The 14,013-nt window shown below is 43.2% G+C and carries 12 protein-coding genes and 1 pseudogene; 8 read left to right on the forward strand and 5 right to left on the reverse strand.

Annotation, left to right across the window (positions count from 1 at the left end; all coding sequences use genetic code 11):
* Positions 1-167: 167 nt before the first annotated feature.
* On the forward strand, positions 168-2,201 hold the full coding sequence (gene fusA / locus AB4238_RS17470; protein WP_372034592.1) for an elongation factor G: 2,034 nt from the start codon (positions 168-170) through the stop codon (positions 2,199-2,201).
* A 182-nt stretch (positions 2,202-2,383) separates the two neighbouring features.
* Positions 2,384-3,274 (forward strand): 4'-phosphopantetheinyl transferase superfamily protein, encoded by an 891-nt coding sequence (locus AB4238_RS17475; RefSeq protein WP_372034593.1) that lies wholly within the window; start codon positions 2,384-2,386, stop codon positions 3,272-3,274.
* 74 nt (positions 3,275-3,348) lie between these two features.
* Here AB4238_RS17475 and AB4238_RS17480 read toward each other — a convergent pair whose 3' ends face one another.
* Positions 3,349-5,346, reverse strand: a complete 1,998-nt coding sequence (locus AB4238_RS17480; protein WP_372034594.1) for an alkyl/aryl-sulfatase — start codon at positions 5,344-5,346, stop codon at positions 3,349-3,351.
* A 150-nt stretch (positions 5,347-5,496) separates the two neighbouring features.
* Between AB4238_RS17480 and AB4238_RS17485 the strand changes: the two genes are divergently transcribed.
* Positions 5,497-6,411 (forward strand): LysR family transcriptional regulator, encoded by a 915-nt coding sequence (locus tag AB4238_RS17485; RefSeq protein WP_372034595.1) that lies wholly within the window; start codon positions 5,497-5,499, stop codon positions 6,409-6,411.
* A 40-nt stretch (positions 6,412-6,451) separates the two neighbouring features.
* Here the strand turns inward: AB4238_RS17485 and queF are convergent, their stop codons facing one another.
* Positions 6,452-7,309: an NADPH-dependent 7-cyano-7-deazaguanine reductase QueF gene (queF, locus tag AB4238_RS17490; RefSeq protein ID WP_372034596.1), complete on the reverse strand. Its 858-nt coding sequence runs from the start codon at positions 7,307-7,309 to the stop codon at positions 6,452-6,454.
* A gap of 59 nt (positions 7,310-7,368) precedes the next feature.
* Here queF and syd point away from each other — a divergent pair, with 59 nt between their 5' ends.
* A complete protein-coding gene (gene syd / locus AB4238_RS17495) occupies positions 7,369-8,016 on the forward strand; it encodes a SecY-interacting protein (RefSeq protein ID WP_372034598.1) in 648 nt (215 codons plus the stop codon).
* Positions 8,017-8,076: 60 nt separating this feature from the next.
* Here the strand turns inward: syd and AB4238_RS17500 are convergent, their stop codons facing one another.
* A complete protein-coding gene (locus tag AB4238_RS17500) occupies positions 8,077-8,850 on the reverse strand; it encodes a Zn-ribbon-containing protein (protein ID WP_372034599.1) in 774 nt (257 codons plus the stop codon).
* A 5-nt stretch (positions 8,851-8,855) separates the two neighbouring features.
* The gene (locus AB4238_RS17505) at positions 8,856-9,206 is read right to left on the reverse strand and encodes a hypothetical protein (RefSeq protein ID WP_372034600.1); all 351 of its coding nucleotides are present in this window, start codon (positions 9,204-9,206) and stop codon (positions 8,856-8,858) included.
* A gap of 149 nt (positions 9,207-9,355) precedes the next feature.
* On the opposite strand from AB4238_RS17505, the gene AB4238_RS17510 reads away from it, so the two are divergent.
* Entirely contained in the window at positions 9,356-9,727 is a 372-nt protein-coding gene (locus AB4238_RS17510) for a DUF3192 domain-containing protein (protein ID WP_372034601.1), read from the forward strand.
* 17 nt (positions 9,728-9,744) lie between these two features.
* Here the strand turns inward: AB4238_RS17510 and AB4238_RS17515 are convergent, their stop codons facing one another.
* The gene (locus AB4238_RS17515) at positions 9,745-9,975 is read right to left on the reverse strand and encodes a DUF2789 domain-containing protein (RefSeq protein ID WP_372034602.1); all 231 of its coding nucleotides are present in this window, start codon (positions 9,973-9,975) and stop codon (positions 9,745-9,747) included.
* A 472-nt stretch (positions 9,976-10,447) separates the two neighbouring features.
* Between AB4238_RS17515 and AB4238_RS17520 the strand changes: the two genes are divergently transcribed.
* The 3 genes and pseudogenes from AB4238_RS17520 to AB4238_RS17530 all read left to right on the forward strand — a co-directional run.
* The gene (locus tag AB4238_RS17520) at positions 10,448-11,086 is read left to right on the forward strand and encodes a GNAT family N-acetyltransferase (protein ID WP_372034603.1); all 639 of its coding nucleotides are present in this window, start codon (positions 10,448-10,450) and stop codon (positions 11,084-11,086) included.
* Positions 11,079-11,384 carry an Mpo1-like protein gene (locus AB4238_RS17525; RefSeq protein ID WP_372034604.1) on the forward strand — a complete coding sequence of 102 codons (306 nt, stop codon included), beginning with the start codon at positions 11,079-11,081 and terminating at the stop codon, positions 11,382-11,384. The genes AB4238_RS17520 and AB4238_RS17525 overlap by 8 nt, the downstream gene beginning before the upstream one ends.
* Positions 11,385-13,426: 2,042 nt before the next feature.
* Positions 13,427-13,870, forward strand: a pseudogene (locus AB4238_RS17530) (IS4 family transposase); the annotation flags it as partial.
* Positions 13,871-14,013 lie beyond the last annotated feature (143 nt).

The following is a 14,013-nucleotide window of genomic DNA, read 5'->3' on the forward strand; positions in this document are numbered from 1 at the left end:
AGTGTAAGCTAAAGTGTTATTTTGTGTAGTAACTAACGTTGGCAAAGTAAAGCGTGATCTAGGTCAAATATTGCGCTTTATCACAAGTCTATACTCGTTGTTAACAGCTCCATAAAAATTGTCTTATTGATATACGTAAGTTTAATAATGTGACAAAGGAGGCCGTTATGGCTGAGTTCAATACTGAGCAGATCCGCAATTTGGCTGTGCTCGGGCATACAGGATCAGGAAAATCCTCTTTATTAGAGGCGCTATTGTTTCGCGCGAAAGCAATTAATTTAAAAGGCAGGGTGGATAAGGGCACAAATCATGCTGATTTCACTGCCCAAGAAAAATCTCACCGCCACAGCTTAGAACCCTCGTTTTTAAATCTAGATTTTGCAAATCACCATATCAATCTAATCGACACTCCAGGTCTACCAGACTTTTTTGGACGAGCATTGCTGCCATTGCCAGGTGTCGAGTCAGTGTTGCTAGTGATTCATGCTGGAGTGGGTATTGAATCCGTCACTAAACGAGCGTTTGCTGCAGCGCGCAGCCAAGGTAAGGCGGTGCTGATAGCGATAAACCATATTGATGGCAACGAAGCTGGACTTGCACCGTTACTGGAAAATATACAGCAACAGTTTGGTCACCGTTGTTTACCGGTTAATTTACCAAATAGTGCAAAAGGTGATGTGGTTGACTGCTATCTTCACTGCGATGAACAAACTGACACAGCCTTTATTGGCGTTGCACAGGCGCGTGACGAATTAGTTGATACGGTGCTGGAAGAAGATGAACAACTGATGGAGCTGTATTTAGAGCAGGGTGAGTCCCTAAGCCCTGAACAGTTACATGCGCCGCTGGAGGCTGCACTGCGAATGGGGCATCTAGTCCCGGTTTGTTTTACCAGTGCCGAGAATGATATTGGTATTGCTGCTTTATTAGAATTATTAGTGAAGCTGATGCCAAGCCCACTGGAAGCCAATCCACCACAGTTTGTTAAAGGCTTTGATCAGGATGCGTTACCGATAGATGTTAGTCAAAGTCCAACTGACCACGTACTTGCTCATGTATTTAGAGTCTCAATCGATCCATTTTTTGGTCGAATGGGCGTATTTAGACTTTACCAAGGCACCCTTAACATTGGCATGAAGCTATTCATTGGCCGTGAGCGTAAGGCGTTTAAGGTGGCTCACTTGGCTAAATTGCAAGGGGATAAACTCATCGATGTTAGCCAGGCTATTCCCGGCGACATCTGCGTTATTGCCAAGATTGATGAACTTGAAGTCGGTGCAGTGCTGCATGATAGCCATGATGAAGATGAGTTTCATCTGCCAGAAATTAACTTGCCACAACCGATTTTTGGCCTTGCTGTATCACCTAAACGTCGCGGTGATGAGCAGAAAATTTCTGAAGTGTTGCATAAACTGGTTGCCGAAGATCCAAGCTTGCAGATCAATCGCAGTGAGGCGAAAGGGCAAACTATTTTAAAGGGGCAGGGGGATCTGCATCTGCAGATAGCTTTAGAGAAAGCGCAAACCTTATTTAATGTTGATATGGACACCGAGACGCCTGCAGTGGCTTATCGAGAGACCATACAAGCAGAGGCAAGTGCACGTTTTCGCCATAAAAAGCAATCCGGTGGTTCGGGCCAGTTTGGTGAAGTTGAGCTTAAAGTCGAGCCGCTACCGCGAGGTCAAGGTTTTGAATTTGTCAGCAAAGTGGTTGGGGGGGCTGTACCGAGCCAATACATTCCTGCGGTTGAGAAAGGCGTGCGTGACGCAATGTTAGCCGGCACATTGGGTGGTTTCCCAATGCAGGACATCAAAGTCACTGTGCTTGATGGAAAGCACCATAGTGTGGACTCAAAAGAGATTGCATTTGTGATGGCGGGTAAAAAAGCATTTCAGGACGCGGTAGCATTGGCTGAGCCTGTGGTGTTAGAGCCTATCGTAGATATGCAGATCTCGGTTGAACAAAGCCAAGTGGGAGAGATAACTGGAGACATCAGCGCCTCGCGTGGGATCATCTGTGGTACTGAGGCAAAAGCGACTGGCAGGGTTGAAGTTAACGTGGAGGCACCATTGGCCAATGTCGGGGATTACTCGACTCGGCTCAAATCAATGACAGGTGGAGATGGGGTTTTTTCAATGAGCTTTAGCCGCTATGGGGTCATTCCCAATAAGGCATTTAAGGAGTTGCTGCTAACTGATTAACAGAAGGAAAATGAGTCGGGATATATTAGCGTTAGCGGGGCGAGCTTAGATTATTTGAGCTTGCCCCTCTGTTGTTTTGGGGGAAAAGAGGCCACAATAAGCGAATAAGCCACTGTTTCGAGTCCGCCTTGTCATTGCCTACCTCATCGTCATCGAGTATCAAACTTTATTTTTGTCCGTTATTGCCTTCATCCCTGGACGATAACGTCGCGATGACTATCCGTGGCTGGTTGCCACAAGATGAGATAGATAAGGTGGATCGTTATATTCAGCAATCGGCTCAAGTGCAAGGATTAATGGTACGTGGTTATCTGCGGGCTATATTGTCGCAGCATGGCACACTTAAACCAAATGAATGGCAATTTGAATACGGTGAAAAGGGCAAGCCGCGTTTAACGCCGACGCAGTTTGCACTCAGTGGCATCGATTTTAATTTAAGCCATAGTGGCGACTGGCTGTTGCTGGCTATTTACCAGCAACCACTGGGAATGCTGCCGTTGGAGTTGGGTGTTGATATTGAGCGTTGCCGCAGTCGTACCAATATTCACTCTATACTAAACCATTACTTTTCTGAGCCTGAGACTGCTGCCTTACTTGCACTGCCTAGCGAACGGCAGCGTGATAGATTCTTTGATCTTTGGGCACTGAAAGAGTCCTATATTAAAGCTAAGGGTTTAGGATTAGCGTTGTCGTTAAAATCATTTGGGTTTGATCTCTCTGTTATGAAGCAAAGCACTTTAATTTTGCAATCGAGCGAGAAGACGCCACCAGAGTTACAACAAACAGGCTTTACTGAGCAGATGCTGTTTAAGCAGCAAGTCGGGTTACAGTTTTTTGCCAAGCAAGAATCAAAGAGTGATAACACCAAACTCGGTGCTGATAAGCCAATTGGTGTGACACATGCTAACGTTTTGTCAGCGAGTGAAGCTGATACTTGGCACTGTGCTTTAGGTCATTTGAATGACGAATACCGTTTTGCGATTAGTATAGATGGACAGGCTATTGTCGCAGACTCTATAGAATATCAGGCGCAGATGAGTTGTATTAACACATTGGCTTTAGCTTATTCATAACCAGCAACAATAGAAAAGGGACGCATTGAGCGTCCCTTTGTTCATATTAGCCTATGGTTCTTTTGGTTAAGCGCTTATGATTTTGGTGTTGGCACGATTTCAAATGCAGGGTCAAACTCAACCATACTGCCTGCTATCTTGCTAAAGGCTGTTTTGTCGCCAGTAATTTTAGCATCACCCGCTGCTAGTAAGGCTTTAAGCGTGGTCTTCCCGAGTAATATTTGGGTAACGTCAGCCTTGTTAACAATAAGATTCGCATCTGCTGTTTGCTCACTGTCAACCAGACTGTTGCTTAAGTTACCATTACTCAGCTCAATGTAGAGTACTTGCTTAGTATCAGGCGTGATGATGTTCATTTTCACTAAGCCGTGTTTAGCGGCTTGCTGGCTATCTATTTTAACCGCGAGGAAGTCAAACAAGGTTGGCATATCCATTTCACTGATCACATCAGCAGAAGCGGTTTTAGGCGCGCCTTTTTGAATCCCAACACGTAACTCTTGTGCACCAGTTAAGTAGATATTTCTCCAGCCCGCACCTTCTGACTGATAGCCTAACTGCTCATAGGTATCCGCCAATAGTTGCCGCGCAGCATCGTTAGTGGGCTCAGCTATTACCACCTTATTTAGTGCTGTGGCGACAAAGCGATATTCACCTTGAGCAAAGTCTGCTTTAGCGCGCTTTAAAGCCTCATCGGCACCGCCCATGTATTCGACAAATTTAGCCGATTCAAGCTTTGTCGGTAGCGGGTTTAAGTTAGCTGGGTTCATGTCGAAATATCCCAAGTACTTGTTATAAACGGCTTTGGCATTATGGCTATAAGTGCCGTGGTAACCATTGGTATGCCAAGCCTTATATACCGCTTCAGGAATAGTGTCTTGAATTGCATCACCAATGTCTTGGATCCCGACGCCACTATTAGCCAGTCTGAGGGTTTGATTGTGAACCAAGCCATAGTTGTCACGTTGCAGACGTAAAAACTGATTAATATCCTTATTGCCCCAAACTGGCGCTGAATGAGAGGCAAACAGTACTTCAACATCAGTGCCAAAAGCACCGATCATCTCGTTGATATCCTTCGACCACTTTAACGCATCACGTACCTTAGCACCGCGTAGCGTGTAGATGTTATGCATTCCCTGATAAGTCAGTTCACCGGTCCAAAGCGCCTTTTTAGACGGAATATAAGTGATCATTTCAGATTCAGCTTCAGTGCCTGAGGCATCCATAAACACCATTTCTAGGCCATCGATCTCAATGGTTTCCCATTTTCCTTCACCGTTTAAGGTGTAGTCTGGAGCCACATAAGTGATCTCGCCTTTTGAGAGACCTTTACCAAGTGCGGCATCAACAATTCCGTGGTTATGCTTACCTAACGTTGCACCGTATTGATAAGCTGCACGGCGGCTCATTGCATTACCTGCAAGCACGTTTTCATCAACTATCTCTTTAGTGATGTTGTGTGAGCCATAGACTTTGACGTCAGGGAACATCTCCTGAATACCGCGGGCACCACCAAAGTGATCGGCGTGGCTGTGAGAGTAAATCATTGCCACAACCGGGAGCTCGCTGCCTTCTGGTAGGTTTTTAAGTGCAAAGCTAAGAGATGCTTTAGAGGCTTCCTTGGTTAGCAGCACATCGTAGGCGATCCAGCCCGTTTCACCCTTTATTAAGGTTAAGTTAGATAAGTCAGTGCCACGTACTTGATAGATCCCATCCGACACTTTGTATAAGCCATTTGGCACCATATTTAGCTGCGCTTGACGATAAAGCGACGGGTTGACTGAATCGGGTGTTTGCTCGCTGATAAAAGCGAACTCAGCCCTAAGTATATCGGCAGTCGCTTGGTCAAACTTGGCAACAAGGTTTTTTGAGGATTGCTCAAAAGCCTTGGTGTCAGCAAAGTTAAGCGTTTCAGCAATAGCTTGGTTATGCTCCGCTGTATGCTGGGTCGCGGCCTTGCCTTCATAGTGAACAGTTATATGGTCATGTTCATGTTGTGCTGCGTAAGTTGTCGATGACAAGCCAAGGGTGACGGTACTGATGATGGCGAGAGTAACGGCTGAAAGTTTCATGGTGTTTCCTCAAAAATGGCTCTAAACAGGATTTGAGCTAGAACCGAGTCAATACAAATTGAATTGAGGCTAGTGTAGAGTGCTTGTGTTATTTAGTAATTATCGCTAGATTGAAACTTAATATTCATGCTGTAAATAGTAATAAAGCCAATGCCACAAACAAACCAATTTGATCTGAATCTATTTCCGGTATTTCTTGCAGTGTATCGTTGTGGTTCATTTAGTCGTGCTGCTGAGCAGCTTGATTTAACACAATCTTCAGTGAGCAATGCGGTAAACCGTTTGAAAAAGCAGTTGGGTGACGAACTGTTTATTCGGGTTGGTCGAGGGGTGGAAGCGACTTCTGCTGGGCATAACTTGTATCATCAACTGGATAGTCACTTTAATGCTATTGATGATGTAGTCGCTGCGATGGATCAATTTGACCCAACATTACACTCAAGAGAGTTTCAGGTGTATGCCAACGAAGTGGTTATGCAGTTGCTACAAGCGCCAATTGATAAGTTAACCGCAGGGCTTGCAGTCGATATTGTATTTAAAGAACCCCCTTCAAATGAAGAGCAACTGCAGGCGGATCTGCAGTTTGAACGAGTGGATCTGGCAATAGATGTAATGAGCCAAATACCGTCATCATTGAGTATCAGCTTTTTAATGCAAGATAAACTGGTTTGCGTGGCGAGAAAAGCGCACCCGAGAATACAAGGACAGCTGAGTTCTGAAGCCTACTTCTCTGAGAAGCATGTGGTGTTTAAGATGCGCCGCTCAAATCTTGCTATCACCGAGCTGTATAGTGAAACGGCTTTACCGCAGCGTAAAACCTATAGTGAGCAATCTTCGCTATTAAGTATGTTGGCGACAACATCTAAAACTGATGCTATCTCTGTGGGATCTTCTCGTTACCTTAAAGAATATGCGCAGCTATTTAATTTGGCGCAGTATCCTTTACCGTTTGACACTCGGCCGATTGAGTATCACTTAATCTGGAGTAAAAAATTGCAACGCAATAGTGCGAATGCTTGGTTACGAGAGCAGATCACTGAACTTGTCCAAACACTAGAGCTATAAAAAACCGAGCTCATCGGCTCGGTTTTTTGTTAGGGATAATTTACTGTCTGGCGAGACGATGATTATCGGCAGGGTTTTCAAAGTCACTGCGATAGGGATTGATATCTAAGCCGCCACGGCGAGTATATCGTGCGTAAACCGTAAGCTTTGCACATTGGCAGAAACGTTTCAAATCAACAAAAATACGCTCGACGCACTGTTCATGAAACTCATTGTGCTGCCTAAATGAGATCAAGTAGCGCAGCAGTTTCTCACGGTTAATTTTAGGTCCTTGGTAACGGATCATTACCGTGCCCCAATCGGGTTGAGAGGTGATTAAGCAGTTTGACTTGAGTAGGTTTGAGGTCAATGTTTCAGCGACCATCACTTTTTCATCAACACTGTCGACTAAGTAATCTGGGTTAAAACTATAATCATCGACTTCGATATCGAGATCATCGATACAGGTTCCTGGCAGGTCTACAATACGTTGATGGCTAAACTGTTTAGGCTCAATGACTTTAACGCTGACCTCACCCTGTGCGCATTCGCATAGGTCATTTCTTAAGGTCGATTGCACGGATTGAACATCATCAAATTTAGTTTGGTTAAAGCTGTTTAAGTACAGCTTAAACGATTTTGACTCAATTAAATTAGCGCTTTGATAATCTAAATTGAATTCTGCAATAGCCACCATTGGTTTACCCTTGGCATTGAGCCAAGACAGTTCATAGCCGGTCCAAATATCACAGCCATGAAACGGCAAATCATTGGTAAGTCCAATTGCATCACGGTTCAGTTTGCGCGGCACGCCCTGTAGTAAAGAAGCATCATACAGCTCTTGGTAGCCAGTCGACTTGCCTAATGTTAGTTGTGAAAGTTCGGCTGCGTCACTATAGGGATCATGATGTTTTGTCATCAATACGGTTTCCATGTCAAAATAGACCCTTATTATAACTGATTTTGGGATCGGCTTAAGTGTCTTCTTTACCTGCTCTGGATATTTTTTTAAACGACTATCAACAAGCTTACCTTGATGCATTAGGTGAGCACCCTAGATATTACGCCCAGCAGCAACCGTCTGAGTGCATTGTGGGTGACGTTGACGTTGAAACAGAAGAGGCGCTGCAATGGAACAGCGTTGTTCGAGTTGATGCAGGACGATTTGATAATGTTGAGCATGCGCTAGAGTTGTCTTTACATGATGATATAAATGGCTTTTATGGTTCTCACTTTGCTGCATCACTGATGTTTGATTCACAATGGGGGACTGGAGAGCTATTGCAAGCATGGAGCCAAAGTGATTTTGAGCATCTGCAGCAAAATATGATTGGTCATCTAATGATGAAAAAGAAGCTTAAACAGGAGCCTACTTGGTTTATTGGTGTATTTGATGATGAAGACAAGATGATCACGGTAAACAATGCTGATGGCAGCGTTTGGGTAGAAATTGCCGGTCAAGTACAAAGTCTTAAGTTAGCGGACTCTTTAAACAGCTTTATCAGCAAGATCAGCCCGCGTGTTACGCCACCGGTTAAATTGGTCGAGGAAGTAATCCCCGCCTATGATCATCCGGGGATCTGGCAGCGAATGAAGATTATGTGGCGTAATTTGCTGGGTAAGTAATCCCTTGCTTCATTAAAAAGCCTGGGTAATGGGCATACTCAGGCTTTTTATTGAATGTTATTACAGATGATCCCAAGAGATATTCGATACGATACGGCATGTGTCGCAGCGAAAATGAAACATATCTAGTAATGGCTCATCAAGCAGCCATTGATTACTGCCACACTTTGGGCAACAGCGCTTTTTCTCATTGGCGAGGCTTTCACCGCCCACGCGATAGAGATAATAGTAAGTTGGGATCTTGGTTAGATACTCGACTCTGCCGCGCAGATCCCAGCCTCGTCTAAACAGATCGCTCTGATGACTTGTTAACTCTTCCAATGCGGCGAATTCTGCCTTTGTCGCAGCTGCCATCTGTAATTCATCACATGCTTGCCATTCGGTCTGCCAGCGGATCATGCGTTTATGATCGCCATTGGCAGTAGCTGGTATTTGATAAAGTGGTATAGGCTGCAGTGTATCGCCATTTCTCAGCGGTGAGCACATATGCACATAACTGGTATAAAGTAGCTGCCAGCTTGGTGTTTCTTGGCTAGAAACCTCCGAGTTAATATCCTGACCAATATACTTTTCTCGTGGGGCAAGCAGTTTAGCGTCTGTCAGTTCGGAGAGCGTCTTTTCAACCCATGGACTGTTAAAACGCTTGGCAAGGCTGCTTTTCTCTGGGGTTAATAAGCGAGCTTTAAATTCACCGTCATTAAAGGCAACCGCAAATTCACGACCAAGTATTTGACCATTTGCTCGGTAAGCCTCTAGTAACCCATTAATCGCTTTTTCTGCTGCTGTAATGGTGGTGTTGTCGAAACATTCAAATCTTAATTCAATGACGTGCATTGTCTTTATTTCTCACAGGTTTTTTTGGCAGCCGATTCAAGTATGGTCAATCTTTGCATTACAGCTTTAAGCTCAGTTTTAAGTAGCACAAGCTCTTGCTCCAATTTTTCCACTCTACGTTGATCGTCAGTAGATTGCTGCTGCAGATTTTCTTGTGCGCTAGCATTGATTTGCGCGGTTGTTTTGATACTGGCTTTATCAGCATCACTCATCGACTTGTATTGTTGTAGACCCTGGATCAAGATTGGCATTGCCACGCTGATCCCTAATTTGGTTTTAATTAACGCAAGAGTAGGGTTTTTACCTTCTTTGCTAAGCTGTTTTGCGGCGCAGAGTACTTGGTCTAGTGGACTCATCGTTGGTTAAATTCCTTACTCTTAATAGTCTATTTAGTAAAAAGGGTTTACTTAAATCAGTTAAGCTCCATAAAAACAATAACTTAATTATTGGCATGCAGTTTGCTTTATCAAAGTTTATAAAATCAAAATAAATACAGGAAGTTAATGTGAGAAAAAATTTATTAAGTTTAGCGTTTTTTGGGATTGCAAGCATAGGGCTAACTGGCTGCGTGATCAATGTTGGTGATGGTGAATCAGATTGGGATAGCAATGGTTCTTGGCAGAAAACACAAGAAACTAACCGTGGCAATCTCGCTAAGGTTGCTTTGGGAATGTCTAAAGATCAAGTGACGACGCTTATGGGCACTGCCGATTTTAATGAAGCCTATGTCCAACAAGATAAAGAAGTGCATGTGTTGTTTTACCGAACTCAACGTTTAAAAGGCGACGGTAAAACGACTAAAGACGAATGTACTCCTGTCGTCATTAGTAATAACGCAGTCGTCGGCTGGGGTGAGATGGCTTACAGCAAAATTTAAGCGTTACCCCCGCCAAATTACTTTCTTAATAGGGTGTCCAGATGGTCAATAACATCAGACCACTGGGCATCTTCTGCTAATGCTTCTGCCAAAAAATGTCGTTGTGATTCGCTCCAAAAAACAGCTTGTTGAATAAGCTGCCCCTCTGGTAATTGATGCTTTCTAACAAATCCCTCAATGGAATTAGCATCACTTTGCAAACCTAATTGTTGAAATAGATGTTTGAGATCTCCCTGGGTGGTATCCATGCCGTTATCTCCGTTGAAAAGTGCTTGGCTATAGTATGGCTCAAACCTCATATATCTGCTGTTTCAAACCGGTTCAATTGTTTTAGCTAGGGCGGGGCGATCTTTGACGGTTGTTTTTGCGCCAGTTTATTGGTTATTTTAACAAGGTGTAGGCTATGTGGTTTTGCATTCTCTAAAGCAAGAAAATAGCCAGGAAGTGCGGCTCTTAAGGCTCGCTTCAACACTCTTATCACTGCGCGACGAGCTTCTTACTTAGCGAGCGGTGCAGCATCGCTCAAGCCTTGCCCTAAAAGCATTGAATACGAACAAAATCCTAGCCCGAAAGGTCAACCGCCCTAGTCACTGTTTTATCATGAAAAGCTAAAGTATTAGCGTTAAAGAGTGGCTGTTAATGTTTGCTTTGATTAATAATTGCACTTTTCGTAAAGCTTGATACATTGGTATTGTGTGATCTCGATCTAGGAAAATAACAATGGAAAATCAAGCCATGGAAGAGTGCCGTGCTGTATATCTAACAGCTGAAGATTTAAGAGTCGCCGCTTCTATTCTTTATAATGCATATCACGATGACCCTTTCTTTATGGATGCTCTGTATCGCAATGATACTGCTCAGTATGAGCAAAAATTGCGCGGTGCAATTCGTGAAGAGTTAAATGAACTGTGGCAACAAGAGCAGGGATTGATAGGTATATTTTCAGATGAACGACTCATTGGAGTCGCCTGCATTGCGACTCAACAAGTACCACTTGGAGAAGCGCGTTACTGGCATTGGCGTTTAAAAATGCTGATTAGTGCTGGCTGGCAATCAACTCAAGCTTGGATCAAAAAAGAGCATCAGATAGTCGAAAGCTTACCAAATGCTAATTGTGGGATAATTCAATTTATTGCTGTTTCAACTAATGAACAGGGGAAAGGGTATGGCAGCCAGCTTGTTAAAACGGTACTAAGTTGGTGTGATGAGCAACCGCATCTTGATGGTGTGGGTGTATTTGTTAGTGATGCTGGCCATAATAAGTTATTCGCCAACCACGGCTTTGCAAAACTAGAGGAGCTAGAGATAGGCAACGTAGCTGGAGAGTTGATGTTCTATCGAGGCCAAAACAATGAGTAAGCGGTTTAATAGTTTTGCTGAGTTTTATCCATTCTATCTTTCGCAGCATCAAAATAATATTTGCCGAACTCTGCATTATGTCGGTAGTTCTCTGATTATTTTAATGCTGGCGATTATCCTCTACTCAGGCCAATGGCTGCTACTTTTGTCGCTTCCTGTTATAGGTTATGGATTCGCCTGGCTCGGGCATTTTGTATTTGAAAAAAATAGGCCTGCGACATTTGAGTACCCTTTGTATAGCTTACTGGCTGATTGGGTTATGTATTTTGCTGCTATCCGTAGAAAAATTAAACTGTGATCTCCGTTTAGTTTCTCATTGTTGTAAGAGATCTCTTACTTTACTGTGGGAAATCCTATGAAATTAATGTTGATACAACCCCTTATATCTAGTTTACTACTTTTAAATCAATCGATTACCATAAAAACCATTTGCTGCAATAATGTTACAGCTTTGAGAGGGAATAGCGAAAGAGCCTTTTTCGCTTAATCGATAGATATACTTAGCTTAAGAAATCGCGAGAGACAACGCTGTGACTTTACTCGGTATAAGCTGCGGTTTGCGTGTCGATTGTTAGATTTGGTTATATCAGTCAATAAGTATGTTAAGCCACTAACTTAAGGATAAGTTAGTTTAATATTGGTGATGCTTGATTAGTTGTCGCCTTTGTAGGGCTTGATTATTAACCATATACTTATTAACAAGTTAGGAATTTGCAGGAAGCAACCAGGACAACCTCAGGATGAGGAATTTAGCTTAGGATAAGCTGATAAATGGATTTTGTACCATGTGTACAAGGATATAAATGGACTTACAAGGAAGATGCAGGACGCACGTTAAGCAAGGATGATGCAGGGAGCACATATATAGCGGGAAAGCTAAAAGAAGCTAGATCTGGGCGCACCGAAAGGTGCGCCCTTTCTTTTAGCTAAATATATCGTTTGATGATTTGCTCGATTACATGTAAGAGATCTCTTACAGCTTCGTGCGAAATAAGGGCTTTAAGTTGCCGTTATTTAGCATGAATAATGTAAATTAACATATTAATCATGCGCTTAGTGTTTTTTGCTGGTGTATATCTAATGTGAACGAATGTTAAATCATCGATCTTTAGCTAACATTTGTTTGATTTTGACTTATTATTTGATTGTGCAAGGACGCATGTGGAAAGGATTCACAGATTAGGAAGATCTAAAAAGTGACGAAGGATTCGCACTTAATATGGATAACTATCATGGACGGGGCTTTCAAGGATTGATTGCCATAACGACCAAGGAGCGGTTAAACAATCCAGGATGGAAGGTTTACTACCTCGGAAGGTAGGATGCTACGGATAGTTAATGAATGGACTCTCAAGGATGATGTTGGACACGCTCAGGATGAGCAAGCTTAGTAAATGGATTACTAAGAAACAGGGATGAGTACCGTAAGGTACAAGGAAAAATGGATACATGGATAGGCAGGGAGCCAAGTTACGCATGGATGGTGCAAGGAGCATTAAAATAGCAGGATGAGCTTACAAAGAAATAGCGAAGGCGCGTGTCCTCTGGGGCCGCGCTTTTTCTTTGGCTATATTTCAATAATCGACGCTGGATTTACCCTTTACCCTTTATCCATCAATCGAGTGCTATTCAGCTGCATTGAGCTTTTGCAAGTCGCCGTGAATATATTCCTATAGGCTCTGCTAAATCATCCATGATTTAGAAGCTTGCGCAGCCTAACTCAGATGAATAACGAGCAAACTCATTTTAATGATTAACTTTTTTTTGGACAAAAGTTTGTTTGTGCTTAAAGCACTTCTGCATCTAAAAGCCAAACCAATCAAACTTCGTTTGATATAAGATCGTGGCGCTTCGCCCAGTCTTGCAACAAAGAGTCGAGCCAAGGGGGAAAGCGCTTGTCCCCCTTAACAAACCCTCAGCGCCCCAGACGAAGTTGTCTCTCTTGTACTTATTCGAAATAACCTAACGCTTCCGATGGGACATCCTGTCCCGCGAAAGCTATGCCCACGTCCGTGTGGGCATTACGGCTATTTCTTCAACGTACTTCGGCAACTTCGATGGGGAGTGGGTGTATTAGGTGAGTCTGTAATGGCTGTTAATCACTAGGTATCTGCCCAACGGGGAAGCTAATTATTGGACATAAACGGCTTAGTGCAAAGGGTCTAAAGATGGGTCATGGGATTAGAAAATGTATGGTAATCAAATTTAGTTTACACTGACCCTGACGAATCCCCACAAAAAGACAAATAGAAATAATGAGATAGGAAAAATAATAAGGAACATTCATGGCATTTGGTGATCAAATTTATCGCCAAACAAAAATTACCACGAGTAAATGCCATGAATGCGAAACAAGTTTTATCAAAATGCCTCTATCTTGTCACCCCATTAATGCACAAAACTCGACGACAGAGTTTGTTTTCTGCAATCGAAAGTTCTATGAATGGTGGTTCCCTATCAATCACTGGCCTTGGTCGCGGCATTGATAGTAATGCCTTGGAAAAACATAAGATTAAACGTGTTGATAGGCTTTGCAGTAACGCCAACATACATAGTGATATCGAGTTCATTTACACCCGTATGGCCTACCTGTTAGTCGGAACAATGAAGCAGCCAATTATTCACATTGATTGGTCAGACCTTGATGATCGCAAGCAAAGCTTTCTCATACGGGCATCACTCGCGGCTCAAGGACGGTCTTTAACACTCTACGAAGAAATACACCCGCTCAATAAAAAAGAGAAGCCGAAAACTCACCTGCTATTCATGACAAAACTAAAGGCTAGAGGGCGTTCAATATTCTGTGTCAGGCTAATTTTTAAATGTCTAGGACGCTGTCTAAGCGCCCTTCAAAATAAATGGCTAACTGAGATAAACAAAGGCTCCAATTATGAATTGGCATTGTCCATTTTTCTGAGGCATTCAAT

Origin of the sequence: Shewanella sp. 10N.286.45.A1 (assembly GCF_041470405.1) — a bacterium.
GTDB lineage: Bacteria > Pseudomonadota > Gammaproteobacteria > Enterobacterales > Shewanellaceae > Shewanella.